Below are 24,792 nucleotides of genomic sequence, written 5' to 3'. Positions count from 1 at the left end.
CGCATCAGGCGCGCAGCGCCGTAGCCGGACTGGAGCGCAGAGCACTGATCGCCGGGACGATGGAAATGATAGCAGCAACAGCAGCAAAGCCGCCGACGAGCCATAAATCGTCGAAGACGAAACCAACAGGCAGACGCACCGCTGTCGATGCGGCGAGCCGGGCGGAGATGGTCAGTGCTGCGAGATAGCCAAAGACGATGCCGAGCGCGATGCCGGCGGCAAACAGAACGAAGAGCTCACCCCAGACAAGCGAGACGATCGAGCGGACCGGCGTGCCGAGCGCACGCAAGGCACCGATCTGCCGGCGACGCGCTCCGACATGCATGATCGTGACAAGCACGATCGCGGCAATTACGGTCGCCTGCGTTCCAAGCGCGATCGCCAACAAGAGGCTGCGGGCATCGCCAAGCGTCGCATAGAGCCTCGTCAGCACTTCCGCGGGAAAGACGCCGAGCGTCGCGCCGGTGCGATATTCCTGCCGCAGGCGATAGGCATCGGCAATCGTCTTCGGCTTCACAAGAACGGCCGGAACGCCGGGTGTCTGCGCGTTGAAATGCTCATCGATCGGGGCGTCTGCATCGACGTGACCATGCTCGTGCCCATGGTCTTCGTGATGATCCTGGCCGGGGTTCTCAGCGCCATGCGCATCCGCCTCGTCGCCATCATGGTCGTGGTGCCCGTCCTCTCCATGCATGCCGTGCAACTGCCAAACCGCACGGATCGGCACGAGGATCGCCCGGTCCCAGGCCGTGCCGGTCGGCGCCATGCGACCGGTAACCTTATAGGTGATCGCGGTATGGGTTTCGCCGCCGGTTTCGGCCGTGCCATGCATCGGCTTGATTTCCGCACCCTGCGACAAGGCGACGTCGGAGCCGACCACCGCCTCGCCGAGGCGCGAGAACATCGCACCTTGCGCCAGCGATGGCGAAAGGGAAGAGATCAGGCCAGTGGTCGTGCCGACGATCGGATGCCCGTAAGCGGAATCGCCGAAGCCAACGGGCGCGGCCAGCTCGACGCGCGGATCATTGGCGAGACGTGAAAAGACGGCGCCCTCCATCAGCGGCAGCGGCGCGGGCTGGAGGAAGACGGCGGAAAGCGCCAACTGCGTTTCGCTGCCGGCTGCCCCCACAAGCAGATCGAATTTTTCGGCGGCGCGCGCGCTGCCGAGACGAACCGCCCGCTCCTGCAACGTGACCGTTACGCTCAAGGCAACCGATAGGGCAATCAGCACCACGACGGCCAGCGCTCCACTCCAGAAGCGCCGGAGATCGGCGAGAATGAAAGTCATCATTGCGCAACGACCTCTTGGCTGTCCTCTTCGATACGCCCGCTCGCCAGATTGATGCGGCGGCCAAGACGCTCGGCAAGCGTGGCATCATGCGTCACGACGATCAGCGTCGCCCCCTCTTGCGCCGACAATTGCAGCAGAAGCTCTGCAACATCGCTGCCAGCACGGCGATCGAGGCTCGCCGTCGGCTCGTCCGCAACGATGACGCCCGGACGCGACAGCAGCGCGCGGGCAACGGCGACGCGCTGCATCTCGCCGCGCGACAGAGTTTCGATCTTCTGTTGCGGGCGAGCAATGCCGGTGGCAGACAAGAGTTTCAGCGCACGCTCCCGCTCCTCAACCGTGAGACGCCGCGCCAGCTTCACGGGAAGCACGACATTCTCGAAGGCAGACAGGCCGGGAAACAGATGAAAGTCCTGCATGACAAGGCCGATATTGCGGGCGCGAAAGGCATCCCGGCGAGCGGAGGAAAGGCGCGTGATCTCCGTCCCATTCCACGACACGCTGCCATCCCTCACGTTTTCCAAACCGGTAATGGCATTGACGAAGGTGCTCTTGCCGGAACCGGACGCACCCGTGATAGCCAGCCGGCCGCCAGCCGGTAGATGAAGCCGGTCAATGGCAAGCACCGGCGCGGCCAGACCCGGAAAATGCATCTTCAAGCCGGAAACGTCGAGAGCGAGCATGGAAATCAAACAGTCCTGAAGGAGGCGTCCCTCAGACGCAATTGGCTGATGAAGCCGGTTTCGGGGTCCGTCCACGAGCCGTATTCCAGCACGCCGCGTGCCATGATCGGCGCGTTGTACTGGACGAATGTCTGCTTGGAGGCGAGATAGACGACCATGATATTGTCAGGCCAGTCGGCATCGGAAGAGCAGAACGGGCAGAGCGACATCGGGATTTCCGTGAGCACGAAGAAGGCGGCCTCCGCCTTCAACGGCGGTGCCATGAAGCCATTGATGACGATTTCCTTGCCGCTCAACTGCTTTACCTTGTCGGAAAATTCGAGACCGAGCGGGCCGAAGCTCTTGTAGAGCTGATCGAAGCCCAGTTTCTCGGAGGCGCTGGCGCGCATCGCGACGCCCATGACCGGCAAGGTCGCGACAGCAGCCAGAAAATTCCGGCGATTGATGGTGGCGATCGGATTCTTCGACATCGCATGACCCCATAAAAGATGGAGAAAGACAGGCGGCCTAGAAGCCGCCTGTCCGTGTTCGCATGGTCTCTAAAGGCTTACATCTTCTCGGTGCCGAGCGCGAAGGTGTCGGCCAGCACGCGATAGACGTCGCTCTGTTCCATGTAGCCACGGAAGCCTTCAGCACCGGGGCCGGCAGCCTGCAGCACGACATCGTCGACCGCGTGGACACCGCTGTCCTCGTCCTTCGGGATGTTGCCCTGCACGAAGACGGCACCGGGCACGTCCTTGTAGGCTTCGTTGGCGACATATTCCTTCTTCTCGTTCTGGATTGCCGGAACGAAAGGACCGTCGAGCTTCGGACGGAAGGTCTCGTAATGGTCGGGACCGTTATTGGCAGCAATGAAGAGACGACGGGAAACGTCGACGCGATCCGGATAGCCGTCGCCATCCTTGTCTTCATAGTTCGGGAAGCCGGCGGCCGCATAGGTGCCGACCTTCTCGCGCATTTCGGTGCCCGGTTTGTCGTCGTCGACAGTGCCGATGATCGAGACGCCATGTGTATGGTCGCCGGTGACGACGATCAGCGTGTCCGGGTTCTTGGCCTGGAACTCGCGAGCAACGGCAACGGCCTTGTCGAATTCGATCGTATCGACCAGAGCACGATCCCAATCCAGCGGATGGCTCATCTTGTCGATAGATGCGCCTTCGACCATCAGGAAAAAGCCCTCGGGGTTCTTGGAGAGCTTGTCGAGCGCGACCTTGGTCATGTCGACGAGACCCGGCTGGTTCGGGAACTTGCCGACGGTACCCTTTTTCAGGAACTCGCGATCGAGCGTGACGTCGAGATTGCCGGTGTGGAACAGGCCAAGCAGCTTGTCCTGGTTCGACCCGGCAGCCGCCGCCAGCTCGTTCTTGTCGGTTGCAACGGCATAGCCTGCATCCTTGAAGAGCGCGATATAGTCCTTGTCGTCCTTGCGCTTAGAACCGGGAACATCCTTGGCCAGGAAGTAGGCCGAGCCGCCGCCGAGCAGCACGTCCGGCTTGACGTCGTACATCATGCCGACGATCTCGGCCTTGTCGCCGCGCTTGCGCGTATGGGATACCAGCGCTGCCGGCGTTGCGTCTTCGACTTCGGCCGTGGTCACGATGCCGAGCGACTTCTTGCCGGTGCGACGCAGGGCTTCGCCGATCGTTTCGACCTTCGGATCGTCGAGGCTGGCCGGCGTGCGGTCGGCATAGACGCCGAGCGCGTTCACGGCGGACTTGTGACCGGTCATATAGGCCGACATGGTGTTGGCGCTGTCCGTCGCAATAGCCGACGTCGACGAGGTGCCGATGAAGGCGACCGGCGGGATGTCGTCCATGGCGAGGCGGCCATTGGCCTTGCCTTCGGTCATGCCCTTGGACATGATGCGGGCGCCGGTGCGATGCGCAACGGAGAGACCGTCACCGAGCAGGAAGATGATATTCTTGGCCTTAGGCGTCGCGGATGTGCCGTAGACGTCCCAGTTGACGGATTTTTTCTCGTCGCCTGCCGAAACCTCGACCTTGTACTGGCCGGGCTTGCCGAGCTTGACGCCGCGCAGGATCAGAGCCGAGCCAAGGACCTTGTCCTCAGCGCCCTTTTCTTCCGCGACGAAATCGGCAGCCTTGCCGAAGACGGCGTCGTAGCTTTCGCCGTTGACGGTGACCTTCACGTCCTCCGGCTTGACGACTTTGCTGAATTCCACCTTGAAATCGAACGGCGAACCGGCGAGTACCGTTGCCCGGTCCAACGGGTAGACTGTCGCTGCATGGGCCGCGCCGGACAATACGGTCGCAGACATCATGGCGAGAAGAAGTTTACGCATTTTTTACCCCCTGCGTTGGTTGCTTCCCACCCCCCACTTATAAAAGCCACATGACAATCACGTAAAAAAGCGTCAACTTTCTGCAACCGGAAATTCAGATGGCACAATCGATAAGTAAAGCTGATTGTATGTGCAGCATCTAAAAAGGCCGATGCAAGCATCCACGATCGCATAATATCTCTTCCCTTCATTCGCACCAAGCCGGCTGAAAGCCACCGCATCCACCGCGCAAGACCTGGCGACGGTGCCGCCTGAAAATTTGCAATTTTCAGAAGGAGGGATCAAATTTGTACAAGCTTCGTGAGGATCTTGGGAGTTTTGCGCAATGGATGAACAGCTCGATAAGTTGGACCTGCGTCTGCTGGAAGAATTGCAGAAGGACGGCAGACTGACGAACAACGAGCTCGGCGAACGCATCGCGCTGTCGCCGTCGCAATGCTCCCGCCGCCGCACCAGGCTGGAGGCCGAAGGTTATATCCGCGGCTACCAGGCCAATCTCGATCGGCAGAAGTTGGGGTTCGACATGCTGGTGGTCATTTCCGTGACGCTCGCTACCCACAACAGGGATAATGCCCGCCGTTTTTCGCAGCTCATCAACGGGCTGCCGGAGGTGTTGGAAGCCTACGCGCTGACGGGCGAGATGGATTACCACCTGAAGGTGGCAACCCGCGGGCTCGCGGGCCTTTCGAGATTCGTCAACGACGTGCTGCTGCCGCACGAATCGGTGCAGCATGTGAAAACGTCGATCGTGCTTGACACGCTCAAGACCTTCGAGGGATTTCCCGTACCGACGGCACACAACTGGCACGGCGACCGGTAAACGACTGCTTCGCCCGGTTCCAGATCTCCCAAAGGCACGGTTCGGGTGGCTGCCGACGATAAAGCTGTGACTAGCGCGGTCCATCAAGGACAGAGGGCGGGTGAAGCACTTGCTTTGCGGCTATGCTCCCTTCCGACAATTCGGAAGAGTATATCTCCAGCGAGGACGGGCTTGCATGACATACGTGGACGTACAGGTGCGGCACCTCGAAGGTTTTGCCGAGACACTTCTAAAGTGTAATCATCTTTATCACCCGAATAGCGACTCCATTGCTTTGCTCAATGCTGTCAATAGCCGGCGACAGATCGAGATATTCGATTATGGTCGCTCGGCCGATGCTTTCACCCGTGCGTTCGGAATGCGGAATTCTCTGAAGTGCCTGCGAGCGCTTTCCAGCCTCGGAGGGGCCATCCACCAATATGAAAGGGTGTGCGATCTCGGCTGCGGCTCAGGCGCCTTCAGTCTCGCTTTTGCCTATCTCGCCGACAATCCCGATCTCGAGCTTCGAGGCCTGGACGCCTCGGAAAGTCAGCTTCTGCTGAGCCGGGAACTCATGTCGACTGCCGGGCTTCCCGGGCGCTTTGCCTTCGAACGACGAAACCTGCCGGCGCAGATCGGCTATCTCCCCGATCTGACCATCGCCTCCTACTGGTTTTGTGAAAACGACCACGTGATTACCAATCCCGCATTGTTCGATCTCATGGTCGGCCGCGAGATGCTGATCGTCGACTATGAAAAGATCATCGAGCGCATTGCTATTTGCCTTCCAAGAGGATTCCGCATCTTAGCGCGAAACAGCGCTCTTGTCGAAATTCCCGCCGCGCTCACCAATTTCGTCGCTCAGGAATGGGCAAGCGTCTACAGCATCCACATCGGCCGCACCGCGGATTAGGCGAGCGGGAAAATCGCAGCTCTCTCACAAAGCGTCCGCAGCCCCTTGAAACGCGAACTTCAGCTTCCCAGCTATTGGCCAACCCGCTGGTCCGGGCCCCTCTGGTGAGAGCCGTCGGCGCTCTTGCGATGTCGGACCTTTCCGACACTGCGCCGACAGAGGTTTTCCGTCATGGAAACGTCTTTGCTCGTCGTCGAGTGGCTGGGAAAGCCGCTCTGGATGTGGGCGAGCTTCCTTGCGCTCGTCGTCGCCATCCTCTCTTTTGACCTTGGCGTCCTGCATAAGGAAAACAAGGAAATCGGCGTTGGCGAGAGCATCAAGCTCTCCGTCCTCTACATCACGCTCGGCCTCGCCTTCGGCGGTTGGGTATGGTGGTATCTCGGTGCCGAGTCCGGCCTTGCTTACATGACAGGCTTCGTGGTCGAAAAGACACTGGCTCTCGACAACGTCTTCGTCATCGCCCTCATCTTCGCCTTCTTTGCCGTCCCACGCCTTTATCAGCACCGCGTGCTCTTCTGGGGTATTCTCGGCGTTATCGTGCTGCGCGCGATCATGATCGGCGTCGGCGCGACGCTGGTAGCCGAATTCTCGTGGCTTCTCTATATTTTTGCGGCCTTCCTCATCGTGACCGGCATCAAGATGCTGGTCGTGAAGGATACGGAGCCCGATGTCTCGAAGAACCCGCTCGTGCGCTTTATGCGCAACCGGTTCAACGTCACCGACCATCATCACGGCGAGCGCTTCTTCGTCAAACAGCCGCATCCGCAGAACGGCAAGATGGTCTGGTTCATCACGCCACTCTTCATGGCGCTCGTGGTGATCGAAGTGGCCGATGTGATCTTTGCCGTGGACTCGGTTCCCGCGATCTTCGCCATCACCACCGACCCCTTCATCGTCTACACCTCGAATATCTTCGCGATCCTCGGCCTGCGTGCTCTCTACTTCGCCCTCGCCGCGATGATCCACCGCTTCCAGTATCTGAAGCCGGCGCTCGCCATCGTGCTGGTCTTCATCGGTTCGAAGATCTTCGTCGCCGACATGCTGGGCCTGGAAAAATTTCCGGCCGCCCTGTCGCTTGGCATCACCTTCGCCATCATCGCAAGCGGTGTCGGCTGGAGCCTGCTGAAGACGCGCGACAAGGCTGAAAACGCCTGATGTCTCGAGTGCCCGCACGGTGCGGGCACTCCCTCCCCGCTTCAAACAGATTTCCGACAAGGTACAAACATGATCTCCAATCTCCTCGCAGCCCTCTTTGCAACCTTCGCCCTTGGCCCGCTTCAAGCCGAGATCGAGCGACATGCCGTCGCCGCCGGCCAGCCGGTCGAAATGGTCAGGCAATCGCAGGCGTGCCTCTCCTCCGAGGTCCCCGCGCTGGCGAAGCGTGCATCGGAAGACACTTTCTGGGCGATCTCCACCGTCATCGGTCTTTCTACCGGCTGGAGCAGCCCCGCCGACCTGCTCGACAAGGGCAATCCGGCTTGCGCGACGGTCATCAAGCTCATTCAGGGAAAGAGCGAGGGGGCCGATGAGGCCTGAAGCTCCATCCAGGCAAACCGGTTCAGTGAACATGTCGGGTGACGTCGGATGACGCAGCAGACAGCAGGCACGGCATCGCTTGACGATACTGCCTCCGCTCGCCTGCGCGACCTCGCCAGGCTCGCCCATGAGCAGGACGGAATCTCCGTCGGCGAAGTGCTCTGCGGCCTCGGTCGCACGAGCATGGCCTTTACCATCCTCTTTCTCGCTTTGCCCGCGCTGATTCCGATACCCGGTCCGTTCGGTATCGTATTCGGCAGCGCACTTGCCCTGGTGGCGGCACAGATCGCGCTGGGCCGGCGGACCATATGGCTACCGGCCTTCCTCAGTCGGCGCAGGCTTTCGCCGTCGGTCGTGGAACTCATCGTGCGTTACAGCGCGCCGATCCTCGCCAGGATCGAAGCTGTCGTTCGCCCCGGCCGGCTGTCCGTCTTCACTGGCGGCACCATGCAATGGCTGCTGTCCTTTCCGATCTTCCTGCTCGCGGTCGCGATTGCCCTGCCGATCCCGCTCGGCAACTACCTGCCGGTCTTTGCACTCGTAGCGATCTCGGTTGCCTTGATGGCGAGAGATGGCCTTTTGATCCTGGGAGCGCTGTTCGTCTCCGCATTGGCCTTCGCCGCCACCGCCGGGCTCATTCAGATGGCCGTCACGAGCCTGAATGCGATCGGATCGTAAGTACACCGCAGGGCAAAGGTGACCTTGCTTTGCAGCCGTTTGCCGCGCCTGCCGGTAACGGTACTTTCAGGCCTTGCCAACAGCGGCGAGCCTGCCATCTATGCCAGCGGTGCATTTTTCGGCCATCAGATTTCGCCTCGTCAAAACATCCCGCGCGGAGGGTTTCATCGCATGCCGCCAAAGTCTTCGTCTTTCGTCCGCATGATCGCCCTCGGCGGTTCCGTCGCCATCGCGCTTGGCGCACAGACGGCGGCGGCGCAGGAGATGCCGGCCGCCTCCCAGTGGCCCGATACGCCGACCTCGCGTCTGGAGGCGCTCGCAATCCTGCAAACCCTGAACGCCGATCTCCTCAGCAATGCGAGTGCCACGCTAACGCTCGACCGCTGGTGCGCCGCACATAAGCTTGCACCGGAAGGCTCGAAAATCGTCGCGCAGCGCGTGCGTGGCCAGGACAAGCCAGCGGATGAAGCAGTCCGGAAATTGCTTGACGTCGGAGCCGACGAACCCATCGCCTATCGCCGCGTGCGCCTGGCCTGCGGCGATCGTATCCTGTCCGAGGCGGATAATTGGTATGTACCGGCCAAGCTGACGCCAGAGATGAACAAAGCGCTCGATACGAGCGATATCGCCTTCGGCCGCGCCGTCCAGGCGCTCAACTTCTCCCGCACCAACCTGTCGGCGAAACTACTCTGGTCGCCTCTCCCGCAAGGATGGGAAACCGGCGCCGATCTGCCGCCATCGGGAACTGCGCCTCTTGCTCTTCCTTCGTTTGTCCTTGAACATCATGCCGTGCTGAAACTGCCGGACGGGACGCCATTCAGCGCGCTGATCGAGAGTTACACCAACCGCGTTCTGGATTTTCCGGCGCCGCATCTGCCGTCACAATAGGCGGTGCGAAGAGGTCTCCTCGCCTTTGCCGTCGGGAAAAAACCAGTTTCACGCAAGTCAATCTGGTTATCGTGCCGGCATCAGCAACGTGCGAGGAACCAATGAGCATCTTTGGTAGCATGAAAACGGCAGTTTCCGGCATGAACGCGCAAGCAAACAAGCTTAGCACCGTGTCGGACAACATCGCCAACGTCAACACAACGGGTTACAAGGCGGCAAGCACCAGCTTTTCGTCGCTGATCCTGCCTTCGGGCGGCGGCAGCTACAATTCCGGCAGCGTCGAGACGAATGTCAGCTATTCGGTGACGCAGCAGGGCGATGCCATATCCACCAACTCCGGCACCGATCTGTCGATCCGCGGCGCAGGCTTCTTCGTGGTGCAGGGCGCAGACGGCTCGACGGTTCTGACCCGCGCCGGCGACTTCACCCCGGATGCCAACGGCAACCTTGTGAACTCTGCCGGCTATACCTTGATGGGTTATTCCTATGCATCGGGTGCTCCGGCCGTCGTCGTCAACGGCTTTGACGGCTTGGTGCCGATTAATGTCAATCAGAGCGGCCTTGCCAACTCGGCCTCGACGTCGGGCAGCTTTACCGGCAACCTCAACTCGAATGCGACAACCGTTACCGATCCGAACACACTGCCGAGCAAAAACGGTGCAAACAGCGCGACAGTAACCGCCAACACGCAGAAGAGCTCGGTCGTCGGCTATGACAAGCTTGGCAACACCGTCATGTATGACGTCTATTATACCAAAACTGCCGATGCCAAGCCCGCTGATAACACCACGAATCCGCCAACGCCGGCAACGTCAGGTACTTGGGAAGTCAGCGTCTTCCGTAATGCCGACGCCAATACTTCAGGTAGCGGCTCGTCCTTCCCCTATTCTTCCGGTCCTGTTGCCACCAGCACGCTGACCTTCGATACAAACGGCAATATGGCAAGTGGCGGCAAGTTCACCATCACCGATCCGACGACTGCCGGCTCGATCGCCATGGATCTCACCAGCATGACCCAGAAAGCCTCGGCTTTCGCGTCCACCGGTTCGACCAATGGACAGGCGGCAAGCCCCGTTACCGGTGTCACCATCGACAAGAACGGCGTCGTCTATGCCAACTACGCGAAGGGCGACCCGAAGGCGATCTACCAGATTCCGCTGGCGACCGTTGCAAGCCCGGACAAGCTGACGCTCATGAGCGGCAATGTCTATCAAGCCAATGCCGATTCCGGCGTGACCGTTACGAGCTTCGCCAACAGCAACGGCCTCGGCTATATCCAGTCGAACTCGCTGGAAGCATCGAACGTCGACCTGGCAGGCCAGCTCACCGACATGATCCAGGCACAGAAGAGCTATACGGCCAACTCGAAGGTATTCCAGACCGGTTCCGACCTTCTGGACGTTCTGGTCAATCTCCAGCGCTAAACTTCGCTTCGACCAGTCACGGGGGCCCTTCGGGGCCCTTTTTCTTTTGCCTGATACCTGGCCGCTCGGCAAAGCACCGGCGGCGTCCTTCGTGTCGATGATGTTCAAGCCGCGACCAAGCGTCATTTGCGGACATGGCTTTGTGCCGATACATTCGCCGCGTCAACGTCTCAAACAGATTGCGGATTTCAGCGGGGAGCCAATCAATGACGCGACTTCACACAGGAGGCTGCCGTTGCGGCGCGATTAAGTTCGAGGCTTCGGCGGAGCCGTTCTACACGAGCTACTGTCATTGCAGCGATTGCCGCAGGGCAAGCGGCGCACCCGTTGCGGCTTTCGTGGGCTTCCTGACGAAAGACCTGACTTTTCGAGGCCGTGAGGAAGCGACCTATGGACAATATCCTGTCAAACGAAGCTTTTGTCCGAACTGTGGGGCGCCAATCGCCTATCGGGATGCACGCATCGACCATCAGATATTTCTGATGCTGGGTGCGATGGACCATCCGGAATTCTATGCACCAACGGTGCATGGATATGTGAGCGAGCAATTGCCATTCCTTCACATGGACGACGGCCTGCCCCGCTTACAGAAGCACACGGCGCCGCGCCCGGGTGACGTGACGTGACGTGACGTAGGTGGAAGAAAAGCTCACGGCGCTCAAGGCAAGAAACATCGCAACGACGTTTAGGCGATAGGGTTCAGGCACAGCGCATGTTTCGACATTGCCGTCATGTTGAAGCATTCATGGAAGAGTTTTTTTGGGGACACCCTGTAACTTCACCCGCAACGTGGGGTGGCGCGATGGTGCTCTTAGACAATGGCTTCCTTTCGAGTTTCGACTGCGGTCATCGCATGGGTGCCATATTCCTGAGCAGCTTTCTGATGCAGATGGCGATCGTTGCGAGCTTTTCTGCATCCGTCCGCAGGCCCAATCGCTACGGACCGGGAGTGGAAATGCTGGACGAAGGTCCGTTCTTCACGCGTCGGAGGATTGCCGTCTGGGCCGTCTGGTGTATCGTCTTCACGATCGTTTCTGGAGTGTCCACCCTCTTGCGGACGCCGACAGCAGTGCTGCTGGATCAGACATCGATCGTCGAAACGAGCTGCACCGGACCATTTGTCAGCGAATACCGCCTCGACCGCTCCAAGGTGGATATTACCTTTGGTCATGAGTCGGAATGGCTCACCAAGCGGCCCCTTGAAACCACCTATCTGGCGATCACGCAAACGGACAAGCCCCGGCCGATATTCATCCATCTTAAAGGACGCCCTGGCCCTAAGGAGCTTCAAGACCTGGCACCGGCGGCAATGGCCGAGTACGCCCGATACCGGTCGAGCCAGTGGTTTCGCTAGAAATCTTTATCCTGCGTAATCCCGGAAGGGCACACGCACTTTTGCGGATATTGCTTTGAGCTCCAGCACCAGCCGCGTGCACGACAAGAACCGCCCGATCTTCGGCCGCGAGCCTTTGTTGTGCGTCGCTCGCCCGAAGTCTGCCATATTTGCGCCGCGATCGCTGGAGAATGCTGGCGCAAAGCGGGCGGAAGGCCGGCAGCAGGCGTACAATTCTCGTTGGCAGTCAGGATTTCCCGCTCCTGTTAGGGTCTCGTTCAGCAAAGCGGCGCACAACTGTGATTTCTGGATCTGGGTGCATGGCAGCGTGGTTTGTGGGGCAGACAGGCTGTCAATATCGCCTCTACCGGCAGCGATGCATCCGGGCCTGGGATATTTGATAGGAGAACCAATTCCGTGCGGTTGAGATATGCCCTTCGAAGCGTCGCCCAGACGCTCAGCCTTTGCTCCCTCGCCATCCTTATTCCCGCAACATCGCAATCCCTGGCAGCGGCACGGCAGCCGGATATTCCAGCTTGGCTGGGAGCCTATGTCGGCACGGGCGAAGGGCAGATTGCACTACCCGTCCTGCAAAGGGCCCGAGCGCTCTACATGCGGAAAGTAAGCGAGGGGAAAGTTAGAAATCCCTGCTATTTTGCCATGGACGCGACCCGCCCGAACACTCCGAACGACGGCAAGTCCGCGGGACGCTTCTATATTGTCTGCGAGGCGACACAGACTTTCCGCGTAGTTTCATCAGGCCATGGCAGCGGCCGCGATCTCAAAGGCGTCGTCGATTTCGGCAATGGACGTATGTGCGCGAAGAACTTCGGCAACGCGATGGACTCGAACCTGACGATGGGAGGCTCTTACGTCACGGAGGAGACGAAGACGAGTTTCAAGGGTTATTACCGTCTCCCGCAGAGCAAGGATACCGCCTATCTTCGTACATTCCTCCAGTTCGATGGTGAAGGCGAGACAGCCAATGCGCGTCAGCGGGCGATCGGCGGACACGCGGCAGCGAAGGTTGCCGGCATATGCATGAAGAAGGACCCGCATAGCCCCTACGCCAACCGGGACGGATACGTTCCTCTCGGGAAGCTGGTGGAATATGCCGGCGGGCGCAGCGATGGCTGCACGAGCTGGGCGGCGTCGGACGCCAATCAGATCATCTCAATGGTGAAGGACAATCCAACTTCGCTCTATATCTATCCGGAGTCCTCAGACATCAAGGCGGTCGCCAAGGCCGTTGCCGCGGGGCAATCACCTGCTCAATCCGGATTGTACTGGAACGAGTCCTGCCTGAAGGAGATCGGTGCCCCGAAATTCTGGCCCAAGGAAACACTTGAGCCGGTCATTGTCCAATACAAGAAGGACCATCCGGCGCCGCCTGCCAAGCCGATACCGATCTGCGATTAGCAGGGCGGAGAGCAAGGACGGGAAATTTTCCATACGAGGGCCTCGATCGTTGATTGACGTCTCCACGGTGCTGGATCGACCGTATACGCGAGAAACCTATGGACATTTATCGGCAAAGGCGGCATAAAATCCCTATAAAGGCGGGCGATAGGCGCGTTTCCCATCGCTAATTTGGTCACTTTGGCCGAATTTTATGTACTCCTCAGCCGATTGTTTTCATTAAGATAAAACACGAACCGGAAGCGATCTCCATGTTTGCTTCCGCTAGCTCTATATGAATGCCGCACGCCTCCTTCCACGCCAACGAGAGCCGTCTGCGATGCGTTTTGTCAGACTTGGATGGTCCTGCGAATTCAGAACCGAGATGGAACCGGTATCGGCTCTTTCACATTGAAGATGAGATTGGCTAGGCCACCTTTCGTTCCGTTGTGTTCGCCCTCAAAAGGCTCATGAGCATGGGGCCAATGGCAAACTCCCCCTTTTCTGTTCGCTGCGTGAGATTGCGGAGATAACCGCCTGCTGAATTGATCTGCGGGGCGCGCTGCAGGATGCAGGCAACCACGGTTGCAGCATTTTCCGACCCCATGACTGTGCAGGCCTCTTCATAGGCCCCAGGGCTGATGTCGAGCATTGATTTGACGATGATCGAGGCTCCAAGCAGATCACGCCAGTTGTTGATCGAGCCTGTTGGTCCATAGGCCGCAATGTCTGGGCAGGCGCGCAGAACGAGATCGAGCGGGAATGATTTCAGGTCCGTTCGATGCTCTTTGCGGGAGACTGAGTTCGATTTTGGAGGTTTTGTTGTGCTCGGCTCGCTGTTTCTCGTCGGGGTGTTTTCGGTTGTCGGTGTTGTCCGTGGTGCGGCGATCTGCGGTGAGTTTTGCGATTTAGCTGCCCCTTCAGATTCAATTTGAGATTCGGAGTCTGAATTCTGTATGTGCCGCTCATTGTGATGGGGATTGCCGCTCAGTTTCGACGCTTTTACGTGCTTTTCCAATTGGTTGATGATTTCATCATGCAAACGGCCGAGCTTGCTCAGAAGAGCTTCGAGCTCTGCTGCGATGGGAGAGCGGGAGACATTGTCGATCAGGGAACGGAAACCTGCATAGATGGCGTCCCAGGGCCCCTGGACTGCTTCGGCAAGAGCGGTTTCGATCAGCTTGGTAATGTCGCGCCTGTGGAGGCTGATGCGTTCGCGCAGGCTCTGGATATGAAGGCGCTCGGCAGCGACCTGGGCTGCGAGGCGTTCGATCTCTTCCGAGCGTGCGAGAAGAGGCGCCAATGAGAAGCCATAGGCCTCGTTGAGGTCCCCTGCCCTGTTTCGGCGGGCATAGCGTTTGCCATTGGGACTGTCCCTGCGGACGAGTAGACCGGCAGCGACCAACGCAGCCAGGTGGCGGCGAATGGTCTGCTCTGCCATGCCGTGAGCGCGCAGGGATAACTGAGCGTTCGAAGGGAATACGATCAAGTTGGCGTCATCCGATAGTTCGTTCTTCGGATAAAAGCTCAAGAGCGCATTGAGAACGGCCAGCGCGCGATCGGTAACCCCGAGAAGAGGCTTGGCTTCGCAGAGCGCTCGATAAATTTTCCATTTGTCTGCGGACCGGATCGGCTTCCCATGTTCGGCTCGTCTTTGAGCCATCAACATGGCAAGCGTCATCGGCCGCCGCCCAAAGGGCGTCGTCACATATTCGGCTTCCATTTTTCCTTTACCTACGTTGTGGCAAAAGAAATCTGCTCACCAAAACGGCGTCAAAGACTCTTGACTGTGATTCGGGGAAATGCGATTCTCGATTTGCTTAAGATCAGAGAAGGGCTTCCACGACGACGTCGTTTGGGGGCCTTTTTCTTTTGCGGGTTACGTTTCCTTTCCCTGCTGAAACTCGCTGAAGAGAGATTGGAGTCTCTCCTGCACGAACTCGTCGAAACCGGGCGCAGCCTTGCTGTCGAAAACAAAGGTGGCGCGCGCCGGCGTTCGCTTAAAAGTCACCGGAACTCCGGTTATGGATTTAGGAGTGGCGGTAGCCTTCGCTGATGCGGGTTTATTCGTTGCCAGAATGAGTGCACGCTGGAAGCGCTCATCGCTCGACATCTTCCGATAGTTGTCCGCGGACAACTCGGCAATAATTGGCTCGGCAGCAGCAGTCTCGAGGTGCTCTCCGAGCTCCAGCCACCGCCTGCGGCCGATCTCGGGAGCGGGGCCGATAGCACTGATGAGGGGCAAAGGCACCTGTCTGGTGACAATCAGCATCTTGGAAAGCGCCGCCTTATCCACGCCGAGTGCGGCCATGATGATATCGCGGCCGAAACCATGTTGTTCGAGCCGCAATCCGAACAGAGCACGCTCGACATAGGACAGATTGGTGCGGGCGCTGTTTTCCTGGCCCTGGCTGACCACCAGTTGGTCGTCGGTGAGCTGCCGCACGACGGCGCGCACCTTGATGCCGAGTTCCTTTGTTGCTGCCAGACGACGATGGCCGTAGGCGACCTGGAAGCGTCCTTTGATCTCCGGATGTGGACGCACGAGGATCGGCACCTGCTGGCCGTGTTCGCGTATCTGTTCGACAAGCTGGCCAAGTTCGACCGGGTCTATTTCGAGACGATCGGTAACGAAGGAGCCGTCGATGAGATTGGGGTCGATGTCTACGACCGTCTGGCCTTCGGCGAGCTGTCGTTCGAGATCGCTGGCGCGCTCCATCTTCTCGGTGATGTTTCCAAGTGTTCTCGTAATGCCGCCGACCGGGCCGGCGCCCCTCGCCTGCGGTAGGAAGCCAGCAATCGGACGATTGTCCTTTGTCGCAGAGGCATCGGTTCGCGTCGTGTTCGGCGCCGAGATTTCAAGGAGGTTTTTGCGCGCCATCTATTTATTTCCTTCCCCAGGTCAGGCGGATATGCGTCTCGATCTCGCTGTTGACGAGATTGAGCGAATCCAAAGCGCGGTCGTAGGTACCCCTGGTGAACTGGGCACGATCGACCTCGTAAAGGGTTTGCTTGGTGACGCCGGCATCGGCAACGGCTGTCGACTTGACCATGGCGTTCTGCAACATGCGATTGCCGAAGATTGCTCGCATGAAGCCGGTCATTTGGCTTTGCGGTCCGTCATTCGGCTCGAAGCGGGTGACAAGGTAGCGCATCCAGTCGTAGCTGGTGCGACCGCCCGCATTTTCCACCACGGACATGAGTTCGCTCGTCATGGTGAGAAACTGCGACATCGACATGACGTCGAGCATCTGCGGATGAACGGTAATCAGTATCGACGTCGCCGCGCACAGCGCCGACATCGTCAGGAAGCCGAGCTGAGGCGGGCAGTCGATGACAACGACATCGTAGAAGCTCTCGATCTCGGTCAGGACTTCGCCAATGCGGGCGAAGAACATTGTCTCGGCACGACCGGCCGCCATCGCGCGCGGGGTCTCGTGCTCGAATTCCATGAGTTCGAGGTTTCCGGGGATCAGATGCATGTTCGGCGTATAGGTCGAACGAACGATATCGGCGATTGGGCGCGGATCTTCATAGCGGATGGCGCCGTAGAGCGTTTCATTTTCACCGACATCGATCTCGGGCTGATGGCCGAACAGCGCCGACAAGGACGCCTGCGGGTCGAGGTCGATGGCAAGCACGCGGTAACCCCTCAGCGCCAGATATTGCGCGAGGTGGGCGGCGGTGGTGGTTTTGCCCGAGCCACCCTTAAAGTTCATGACGGAGATGATCTGGAGCTTTTCGGAACCTCTGCGCCACGGCACATATTTCGGGGTGCCGTTACGTTCATCCAGAACCTTGCGGATGCGATCCATGTCTTCGGCGGCATATAGCCGGCGGCCGTTGGAAAGAGGATCCGGCCCATGGCCCTCGGCGGCGATCTGACGAAGGTAACCCTCCCCGATGCCGATAAAGGCAGCAGCTTCGGCCGGCGAAAACATCCGCATAGTCTTCTGTGACTGAGGCGGGAAGATCTTTGCCTGATGTTGCTGGAGCTGATATGACAATTCCTGCGCATCTGTCGCCAGAAGCGTTGGAAGGTGCTCTTGATCTTCTTGTAGCGCGAGACTCGGCTGCATCGTTGTTTTCCCAATTAACTGCGCAATTGTGACAGAATGCTACTGAACTACGCAGTTACAATATGCTCCGATTCGTGTCCGTTTTACAAATGCTTAGATAAAAGGCAGCTTTTGGCGGCTTTTTACGCATTAACAGCGCGTGAGGACGGGTGGCCGGGCCGCCCTTTACTGTCTTAAGGATTTGCGGCAGCCGGTCCGAATAGTGATTCGCTCGGCCTGTGAGCCGCGCGTGATGAGGAGTAGTCCGCGGACTACTTGCGCCTCGGCAAGCGCCAATAGGTAGCGGATAATAGTCGTGTCCAAGAGAAAGATTGACTGTCGCAATCGGAATTCGATTGAGGGGTAGTCCGCGGACTACCAGGGTGAGCATCGGCGCCGTTGATCGTCACTGGGAATTGATGCGACTTCCTTGCCGGCAACGGTAACATTCAATGAAAGAGCGGGATGCGGCAGGCAACCGTGGCGACAAGGATCGGTTGCCCTGTCGAGGCGCGCGCCCATCATCATCGTCGCAATAAGGTAACTTGGCTGTTGTCGATGTGCGTCAGCGGGCAGCTCGGTCGGAGCGTCTGCCGAGCAGGGAGGCTCGGATGAGTTCCGCCTTGCTCAACACGGGCGGTGCGGGCGGTTCTTCATGCTGCACCGTCGCTTTGGCCTGGGCCTGGGTCTGTCGCAGCGTAGCCAGTCGCTGGTGCGCGGCAAGCCGATCTTCGTCCGAAAGAGGTTCAACCGGATTGCCGTCAAGGTCGTGCCGCATGGAGCCCTGCTGGGCGCAGGCATGGTAATAACGTTTGGAATGGAGGAACGCGCTGGTGGAGCGACGAAGCGACATAACCGGCACGTCGGGTTTCAGGAGCGGGCGGATTTCATTCCAGAGGCCAAGCGCAAAGGGACGGATGGGGTCGCCGGCTTTAACAGGCAGGATGCCGATGGGGCGAAGCAAAAGCGTATTGATAGCCGCCGCCTTCTTGACATCGAGCTCGGTCGCCAGGATCGGCTCGCGATTGGTCGTCCGGGGTTCTTCCATGAAATGGTTCCTCTGCGTGCAATTCCATTACGGATTGATTGTGAAGTGATTTTGACGGGACGGCAAAGAAATCCGCCCCAACTTGTTCGCCCTCACGCCAAGCCGACGTTCATATATGAGGTCGCGCATTCTGCAGCAAGTTTTGGTTAACGAGATTTTCATGGTTGGGCGGATAGCTTTCGCAAGGCCGCGGGAGGTAAAGTGTACGCGGCGCATCTTCCCTCAATCTCCAGTTCGTAGCAAGCCGCTGGCGAAAATGTCGCAGGATCTTGGCCTAGTCGCTGCAAGCCAGATCCGGGCGATGCGAGGTATGGCAAGCCGATCGCCGGAGCGAATGCCCGGCAGTTGTCGCCCATTCGGCAAGGGTGGTTATTTTACGCACAATTGTCAGGCAGTTGCGGATGATACGATACGAGCTCGAAATGGCTCGGGCCGGACGATTGTCTTAAAGCAATTTGTCGAAGCGCTCCCATCGGTCTGGCCGAGGTCCAAAGGCGTTTCGTAATTTCAGAGGACTCTGCAGTCTTTAGCGTGGTTCCTGCCATGCCCGCCGCCAAATCCGGCCCAGTCATGATTGCTCGTGGCCCTTGCCTGTTGTCCACGGTCGGCTTTGGTGGGCTCGGGGCGGCAATTTCCATCTGTCTGATGCGACAGACGAAGAAGTCCATGCCGAACACGACAGCATGGAGGGAAGGGGGAGGGGCGCGGCTAGGCTCGATCGGATTGGATCTTTCCGTCGAACCGGATGACCGCAGTTCACCGCTGGGCGGACTGCACGATCCGCCATCTTTCATGGCAGAGTCGAGCACCAGCTTCCCGGCGCATTGATGTGGGGCGACCTGATCTCGGATTGATGTCTTGGCTTGCAGCAATTCCGCGCTCGCCCGAGCTTTCCGTTAGCATTGACGAAAAAAGCTGGAGATAATTGCCATCGGCGGCTTGGCCAGTCGCTTTCAGGGCGGTAGGGAAGGTGTGCGGCCGCCGCAATTCAAGCTTGAATGGCTCGTGTCATCTGGAGAACTGTCCATGAAGATTGCAGCATCCCTGTCATTGGGCGTCATCGTTTCGTTCGTGCTTGGTTCGAGCGCATTGGCTTTCGACAAGCCGTCTTTCTTTGATGCGGCGCTTTGCAAGCCGGCCTATTCGACCGCGACCGCGACGACGATGTATAATGAGGCCGAGAAGCTCGCCAAGGCGGATACGTCGAATATGACGGCTGCTGTCTATAAGATGTCCGCGGATTTCGGTCGGCAAGGCTTCAAGACGAATGAAATCGTCTTCGCCGGCACGGGCTTCGGCGTTCTAGTCGAGGGCTTGCGTGCGGACGATTTGGCCAAGACATACCATCTGACGGCAGATGGCCTGGGCAATCTCCTCGGCACGGCGACAAAATCATATGGGCGGCCATTGTCCACTGCAGAGCAACCCGCGGCGGAGATGGGGGTGGTGTCCGTGGTAGCCCGCGAATCCGCGGCTTTCCCGGGCAAGACCCTGCTGGCTTGCGAGTTCGTTTCGCATGAAGACCTCGAAGCTATGAAGAGCCTGCAATCTCTGCCGAAATAGCACCGGCTCGACGGCAACGTGGCTATCCCTATGTTGTGACTTGGAGGCAAGTATCATACAGGCCTCGTCGAGCGTGGGTCAGAGAGGCTTGATCAAGGCGCCGAAACGACGCCCGGCCCGACATTTTCAACAACCTGGCTTTTTGCGTCGGCACAACGCGTGACGAGGACGACGATAAGTGGCGGAAGTAAAACGTTAGATAGCTTCAATTAGACGAAGCGTTAACCATGATCTCAAGCCATTGCGAAACGCATTATTTGATCTACCGAGCGTAAGCGGAGGGGTAAGTGGGGCAAATTCGAGGGCAGCGCCGAATTGCTGGGCAACTGCCGCTCCGGCTCTCCATATTGTATTAAATTTCACCGTCGAGTCTAATCTACGGTGCCTGAATGCAGGAGAGAGACCATTGCACTCAGCAGATCTTGAAGACCTTCGGCGGATGCTGATCTTTGGAAACGGCGGGACAGGTAAAACATGGCTTGCTCGTGAAGTCGGCGTTATCATCAAACGTCCCATTGTTCATCTCGACGACTTGCGTTGGGCTCCCGGTCAGTACGGTGTCGCAAGAGAAAACCAACTCGTGCTCAGCGAGGTTATCGACGCCGGAAGAGCCGAGGCCTGGTTGATGGAAGGCGTATACGGCTGGCTAGTGAACGCCGTGTTGTCACGGGTGACGGCGCTGGTCTGGATTGATCTTCCAGAGGAAGAGTGCATTGCCAACGTGAGGGCCAGGGGCATTCAAGGCGGCAGCGAGGAGAGTTTCCGAGAGCTTATCGAGTGGGTGAGAGAGTATCGCCAACGGGAGAACTCGTCGACCAGCTACTCAAGTCATCAAAAGCTGTTTGATGCATGCACAGGCTCGAAAGTGATCCTAAAGAGCCGGGCCGATATTGCGGCATATACGGAGAGCATACGTGCGATGACCGCTTCGAGCCGATAAGGAACAGCCTCGACAAAAGCAGTGAGAGGTCACGATGACGCCCGCATCCGCCACCCAATTTGCCCCACTTACTAAGTGGAGCAAATTGGGTGGCATGTGATGCCTTTCGTCCTTCAAGGCCCAATTTATCAAACCGCTGCTTGCGCAAGGTCACTGACCGAAGGGAGTGAGAAGGGCGGCCCTTTACTTTCTCAGCTCGCAACTGGATTTTGACCCGCGATGACATAGCGGCCGTTCTTATCCAATTCGTCAGGGTCCACCAGGACGACCGAGGCCTGCCCGAGTCTGGATATCCGAATGAAGGAATATGGATTCGCGGTATCGTCATTGGCGACCAGCAGCGATGTCTCGAGCAAACGTGCAAGTCGATTGGCCGCTTCGAGGATAGGCATCGGATGGAGGTCGCCGGTGTGGTAAATGCTGATCATCTGTGAATAGTCACCCAAAGCCTCTAAGGTCACGAGGCAGGTCACCGGTGCATCCGAGATTTGGTCCATGTCGTGGATGACGTCCAACCCGCGGGCATCGATATTCAGTACGACGGCGATGCAACGCCGCAGAAGATCATCGTCTGCGGTCTTTTCCAGTAGAGCATCAAACCAGATCATTGTCCGAGATCCAGATTTTTGAGTTAGACGGCGGAGCCACCCCACGCATCCAGAGGCCTGTCCGTTTAGCAAGCCTAGCCTTTAGGCAAAGCGAACTATCCACACGATGAGGAGCATGTCGATTAGCAATGCAATTACCAGAAGGAAGCTTATGAGCTTTCGTCGCTCGACCGTCTCCTTGGTTTCAATTTTGAAAGCCGCTTTGTAGGCGTTTTCGGCGTCACGGTCACTCACTGGTCTAATCGAGTTTCGAGGGCGTGTCATATTGACGAGGCCGCATGTGACGAAGAGGAAAAATAAAAGCAGATAAGGGGCCATCTCCAACGCAGCCTTTTGCTGTCCGCCACTTGAAGTTTCTCACTAGATAAACAGGTTTCGCTGTCCATCGCAATTGAATGCCATTTGTGAATGCCAGGAAGTCTTCCGCGCGATTACCATCGCAAGAAGCTCGACATTTACTGAGATGTTCCAATTGAGATTGCAGCCGGAAGGTGGTCTTGTTCCGTCTGCCGAGTCCTCGCCCTCCCATCCATCTAGAGTTCGAGCGCCCATGCCAATTGCAGATGCGATCTACCGCCCCTTCGAAAGCCTGATCCGGCCGCTCGATATCCCCTACCGGCCGCTGCCGTCGAAGGGGCCCGTGGCCGTTCTTCTTCACTTCGTCATGATGTTTCGCGGCGTTCTGATCACGCTCGCCCTCTGCACCATGGCGATCGAGGCCATGAGCCTGACGATGGTCTGGGGCCTGTCCGTCATCGTCGATGGCGTCACGCAGCAGGGTGCTGCCGCTTTCCTGCATAACGACCGGATGCTGCTGATCTTCCTCGGGCTGATGCTTTTCCCCTGCATCCCGATTGGCTCTTTCCTCGTCAATACGCTCACTTCGCATACGCTCGGCATCGGCATGCCGGCGGCTATTCAATGGCAGGGCCACAGGGCGGTGGAGCGGCAGGACCTCGCTTTCTTCCACGATCTCTATGCCGGCCAAGTTGCTTCGCGCCTGCAGCAAGTGGCGTCAGCCGTGCAGCAGCAAGTCATCTCGGCCTTCCAGTCCATCCCGCGCTTCATCATGCAGATGGTCGGCTCCGTTGTCCTTCTGAGCGCGCTCTCGTGGCAGCTTGCGCTTCCGTCCATCATTTGGATCACGCTCAACATACTGCTCGCAGTCAGGCTGGCGCCCGTCTTCACTGAGCGCTCACGCCGCTCCGCCAAGCGTCGCAGCCTGATCTCCGGCGCCATCACCGATCTCTACGCCAATATGCAGATGGTCAAGCAATTCGCTGCGGAAGATAGCGAGGCCGGGGCCATCAGAGGCATAATTGGCAAGGCTATCAAAGCGCAGCAGAGCGAACAGCGCATCTATCGTACCTCTGAGGTCATCGTCGTTGTCCTCAACATGATGCACTGGCTGGCAATCCTGTCGATCGGCTTTACCGGGCTCGTAGATGGCTTCGTCACGATCGGCGAATTCACAGCTGCCGTCTACATTCTCAACCGCTTCTCAGGTCACACATTTACATTCCTGCAGATGGGCCAGCAGATCTTCCAGGCGATCGGTACGATCAAGGACGCCATGCCGGTCATGACGACACCGCCCACCATCACCGACGAGCCGGACGCACCGGATCTTGTCGTCCCGAACGGCCAAATCCGCTTCGACAACGTTCGTTTCGCCTACAAATCTGGCAAGCCTGTCATCGACGATCTTTCGCTGACGGTGCGGCCCGGCGAAAAGGTCGGCCTCGTCGGCCTCTCAGGCGCCGGCAAGACGACACTCGCTAATCTGCTCCTGCGCTTCTACGATATCAAGGATGGCGCGATCCGGATCGACGGGCAGGATATCCGGGCGGTGACGCAGGCAAGCCTTCGCCGCGCGATTGGCGTCATCGCCCAGGATGTCGCGCTGCTGCACCGGTCCGTCGGTGACAATATCCGCTACGGCCGGCCGGAGGCGACGCAGGAAGAGGTCGAAAGGGTGACGAAGATGGCAAGTGCGGACACCTTCATTGCAGATCTCGCCGACAGCGAGGGTCGCAAGGGCTATGACGCCTTCGTCGGTGACCGCGGCGTTAGGCTGTCCGGTGGCCAGCGCCAGCGCGTCGCCATCGCCCGCGTCCTCCTAAAGGATGCACCCATCCTAGTGCTCGACGAGGCGACCTCCGCCCTCGACAGCGAGTCGGAGGCTACCATCCAAGAGAGGCTCAATCTCATCATGGAGGGAAAAACGGTGATCGCCATCGCACATCGCCTCTCCACAATTGCGAGGATGGACCGGATAGTTGTGCTCGATCAGGGACGTATCGTGGAGGAAGGCGGGCCAGACGAACTGATCGAACAGGATGGTCTGTTTGCCCGTCTGTGGAAACATCAAACAGGCGGCTTTATCCCTGACGAGATTAGCTAACCTAGCCCTTGTCGCAAAATATCCAATTTATCGCTGGGTGGACCCGTTGAAAGATCACGAAGAGCGAGCCGCACTAAGCCGCGATCCGTGAATTCCCAGCTTCGCCTGTGCCCCCTCAATGGGCCCGGCCACACATATTTCTATGCTCGTTCGCTGAAATGCTGCCATCGATTTTGCCCCACCTAGGTTGCGCAGGCACGCGGAGCCGAACGGAAGGATTGCCAGAAGTGGGATTGATAGACGCGGGTGCCGAGATCGGTTACAGCCGTTATCAGGTTAATCTCTCTGATTTCTTTCCGATTGAACATTGAAGTGAAGACCATGTCGATGCGTGTCTTTTCTGTCATTGCGATGATGGCGTTCCTGCCGATAGCGCCGGCTGCGGCTGCATCTTCGGTTACCTGGCCGCAAGGATGGGAATTGCGGCAATCGCCGGTGCCTACATCGAACTCAGGGGAAAAGTTTGATGGGTCGAACCAGTTGGCGGTGAAAGTCGATAAGCAGGGACAGATGCTTGCGGTGCTGAACCTCATCGTGCTCACGATCAAGGAAGGTGACAAGCCAACGTTGGAAAGCCAGACGGCATCGCTGGCCAACACCATGCGCGCGGGATATGCGGAGAAGGGGATGACCTCGTTGTGTCAGCAGCCGGAAGACACGACGCTCGGCGGCTTTCCAGCTCGGCAGATGCGATGCTCGGTGCTCAAGGATAAGACGGATGTCCTGGAGCAATTGTTGATCGTCACTATCGGCCGACACACGGTGCAGGCGTTAAGCCTCACCACGTCGCCGGCCAGTTTCGAGACTTATGAGCCGGACTTCGTGGCGACCCGCGACAGTCTGCGGATTGATTGAAATCTCCGTCGCAAGCGCCTGGCAGATGACACGTCGCACCGCGAGCATCCATGGGCATTTCGGGGTGGCCG

Annotated in this window: 23 protein-coding genes; 14 read left to right on the top strand and 9 right to left on the bottom strand. The window is 58.5% G+C overall.

From position 1 onward, the window contains the following. Positions 1 to 4: 4 nt before the first annotated feature. The 4 genes from BJ928_RS08175 to BJ928_RS08160 form a co-directional block, all read right to left on the bottom strand. A complete protein-coding gene (locus BJ928_RS08175; protein WP_047635443.1) occupies positions 5 to 1,291 on the bottom strand; it encodes an ABC transporter permease in 1,287 nt (428 codons plus the stop codon). Continuing rightward, positions 1,288 to 1,974, bottom strand: a complete 687-nt coding sequence (locus BJ928_RS08170) for an ATP-binding cassette domain-containing protein (protein WP_047635526.1) — start codon at positions 1,972 to 1,974, stop codon at positions 1,288 to 1,290. Before BJ928_RS08170 ends, BJ928_RS08175 begins: the two co-directional genes overlap by 4 nt. Before the next feature lie 5 nt (positions 1,975 to 1,979). Then, positions 1,980 to 2,444 (bottom strand): hypothetical protein, encoded by a 465-nt coding sequence (locus BJ928_RS08165; RefSeq protein ID WP_047635442.1) that lies wholly within the window; start codon positions 2,442 to 2,444, stop codon positions 1,980 to 1,982. Positions 2,445 to 2,521: 77 nt separating this feature from the next. Further along, on the bottom strand, positions 2,522 to 4,276 hold the full coding sequence (locus BJ928_RS08160) for an alkaline phosphatase (protein WP_047635441.1): 1,755 nt from the start codon (positions 4,274 to 4,276) through the stop codon (positions 2,522 to 2,524). A 325-nt stretch (positions 4,277 to 4,601) separates the two neighbouring features. Between BJ928_RS08160 and BJ928_RS08155 the strand changes: the two genes are divergently transcribed. The 10 genes from BJ928_RS08155 (at position 4,602) to BJ928_RS08110 (ending at position 13,266) form a co-directional block, all read left to right on the top strand. Continuing rightward, entirely contained in the window at positions 4,602 to 5,096 is a 495-nt protein-coding gene (locus BJ928_RS08155; RefSeq protein WP_047635440.1) for an Lrp/AsnC family transcriptional regulator, read from the top strand. Between the two features lie 175 nt (positions 5,097 to 5,271). Then, the gene (locus tag BJ928_RS08150) at positions 5,272 to 5,988 is read left to right on the top strand and encodes a class I SAM-dependent methyltransferase (RefSeq protein WP_047635439.1); all 717 of its coding nucleotides are present in this window, start codon (positions 5,272 to 5,274) and stop codon (positions 5,986 to 5,988) included. Between the two features lie 171 nt (positions 5,989 to 6,159). Beyond that, a complete protein-coding gene (locus tag BJ928_RS08145) occupies positions 6,160 to 7,143 on the top strand; it encodes a TerC family protein (RefSeq protein ID WP_047635438.1) in 984 nt (327 codons plus the stop codon). Positions 7,144 to 7,212: 69 nt separating this feature from the next. Then, on the top strand, positions 7,213 to 7,524 hold the full coding sequence (locus BJ928_RS08140) for a hypothetical protein (RefSeq protein WP_047635436.1): 312 nt from the start codon (positions 7,213 to 7,215) through the stop codon (positions 7,522 to 7,524). A 48-nt stretch (positions 7,525 to 7,572) separates the two neighbouring features. Continuing rightward, entirely contained in the window at positions 7,573 to 8,202 is a 630-nt protein-coding gene (locus tag BJ928_RS08135) for an exopolysaccharide biosynthesis protein (RefSeq protein ID WP_047635434.1), read from the top strand. 171 nt (positions 8,203 to 8,373) lie between these two features. Beyond that, positions 8,374 to 9,090, top strand: a complete 717-nt coding sequence (locus BJ928_RS08130) for a hypothetical protein (protein ID WP_047635524.1) — start codon at positions 8,374 to 8,376, stop codon at positions 9,088 to 9,090. Between the two features lie 101 nt (positions 9,091 to 9,191). Next, on the top strand, positions 9,192 to 10,514 hold the full coding sequence (locus BJ928_RS08125; protein WP_047635432.1) for a flagellar hook protein FlgE: 1,323 nt from the start codon (positions 9,192 to 9,194) through the stop codon (positions 10,512 to 10,514). 206 nt (positions 10,515 to 10,720) lie between these two features. Continuing rightward, on the top strand, positions 10,721 to 11,140 hold the full coding sequence (locus BJ928_RS08120) for a GFA family protein (protein WP_047635431.1): 420 nt from the start codon (positions 10,721 to 10,723) through the stop codon (positions 11,138 to 11,140). A gap of 119 nt (positions 11,141 to 11,259) precedes the next feature. Further along, a complete protein-coding gene (locus BJ928_RS08115) occupies positions 11,260 to 11,868 on the top strand; it encodes a hypothetical protein (RefSeq protein ID WP_147413894.1) in 609 nt (202 codons plus the stop codon). Between the two features lie 396 nt (positions 11,869 to 12,264). Further along, positions 12,265 to 13,266: a murein L,D-transpeptidase catalytic domain family protein gene (locus BJ928_RS08110; RefSeq protein WP_047635429.1), complete on the top strand. Its 1,002-nt coding sequence runs from the start codon at positions 12,265 to 12,267 to the stop codon at positions 13,264 to 13,266. Between the two features lie 406 nt (positions 13,267 to 13,672). Here the strand turns inward: BJ928_RS08110 and repC are convergent, their stop codons facing one another. From repC to BJ928_RS08090, 4 genes are all read right to left on the bottom strand, one after another. After that, entirely contained in the window at positions 13,673 to 14,968 is a 1,296-nt protein-coding gene (repC, locus tag BJ928_RS08105; protein ID WP_047635428.1) for a plasmid replication protein RepC, read from the bottom strand. A 156-nt stretch (positions 14,969 to 15,124) separates the two neighbouring features. Next, the gene (repB, locus tag BJ928_RS08100; protein ID WP_047635427.1) at positions 15,125 to 16,126 is read right to left on the bottom strand and encodes a plasmid partitioning protein RepB; all 1,002 of its coding nucleotides are present in this window, start codon (positions 16,124 to 16,126) and stop codon (positions 15,125 to 15,127) included. A gap of 4 nt (positions 16,127 to 16,130) precedes the next feature. After that, a complete protein-coding gene (gene repA, locus BJ928_RS08095; protein ID WP_047635425.1) occupies positions 16,131 to 17,324 on the bottom strand; it encodes a plasmid partitioning protein RepA in 1,194 nt (397 codons plus the stop codon). A gap of 544 nt (positions 17,325 to 17,868) precedes the next feature. Further along, on the bottom strand, positions 17,869 to 18,351 hold the full coding sequence (locus tag BJ928_RS08090) for a ProQ/FINO family protein (RefSeq protein ID WP_047635424.1): 483 nt from the start codon (positions 18,349 to 18,351) through the stop codon (positions 17,869 to 17,871). 1,026 nt (positions 18,352 to 19,377) lie between these two features. Here BJ928_RS08090 and BJ928_RS08085 point away from each other — a divergent pair. Both BJ928_RS08085 and BJ928_RS08080 read left to right on the top strand, forming a co-directional pair. Continuing rightward, a complete protein-coding gene (locus BJ928_RS08085) occupies positions 19,378 to 19,914 on the top strand; it encodes a hypothetical protein (RefSeq protein ID WP_047635423.1) in 537 nt (178 codons plus the stop codon). A 406-nt stretch (positions 19,915 to 20,320) separates the two neighbouring features. After that, a complete protein-coding gene (locus tag BJ928_RS08080) occupies positions 20,321 to 20,854 on the top strand; it encodes an AAA family ATPase (protein WP_245432255.1) in 534 nt (177 codons plus the stop codon). Positions 20,855 to 21,045: 191 nt separating this feature from the next. On the opposite strand, the gene BJ928_RS08075 is transcribed toward BJ928_RS08080, so the two are convergent. Then, positions 21,046 to 21,462, bottom strand: coding sequence for a hypothetical protein (locus BJ928_RS08075; protein ID WP_052227907.1), 417 nt, complete (start codon positions 21,460 to 21,462; stop codon positions 21,046 to 21,048). Positions 21,463 to 22,012: 550 nt separating this feature from the next. Between BJ928_RS08075 and BJ928_RS08065 the strand changes: the two genes are divergently transcribed. Both BJ928_RS08065 and BJ928_RS08060 read left to right on the top strand, forming a co-directional pair. Next, positions 22,013 to 23,866 (top strand): ABC transporter ATP-binding protein, encoded by a 1,854-nt coding sequence (locus tag BJ928_RS08065; RefSeq protein WP_047635420.1) that lies wholly within the window; start codon positions 22,013 to 22,015, stop codon positions 23,864 to 23,866. Positions 23,867 to 24,166: 300 nt separating this feature from the next. Then, the gene (locus tag BJ928_RS08060) at positions 24,167 to 24,721 is read left to right on the top strand and encodes a DUF4946 domain-containing protein (RefSeq protein WP_147413893.1); all 555 of its coding nucleotides are present in this window, start codon (positions 24,167 to 24,169) and stop codon (positions 24,719 to 24,721) included. The last annotated feature ends 71 nt before the right edge of the window (positions 24,722 to 24,792 follow it).

The sequence above is a fragment of the Rhizobium sp. WW_1 genome (assembly GCF_003610155.1).
GTDB classification, from domain to species: domain Bacteria; phylum Pseudomonadota; class Alphaproteobacteria; order Rhizobiales; family Rhizobiaceae; genus Rhizobium; species Rhizobium tropici_A.
The sequence above is the reverse complement of the archived record's forward strand: the minus strand, read 5'-3'. Positions and strand labels throughout refer to the sequence as shown.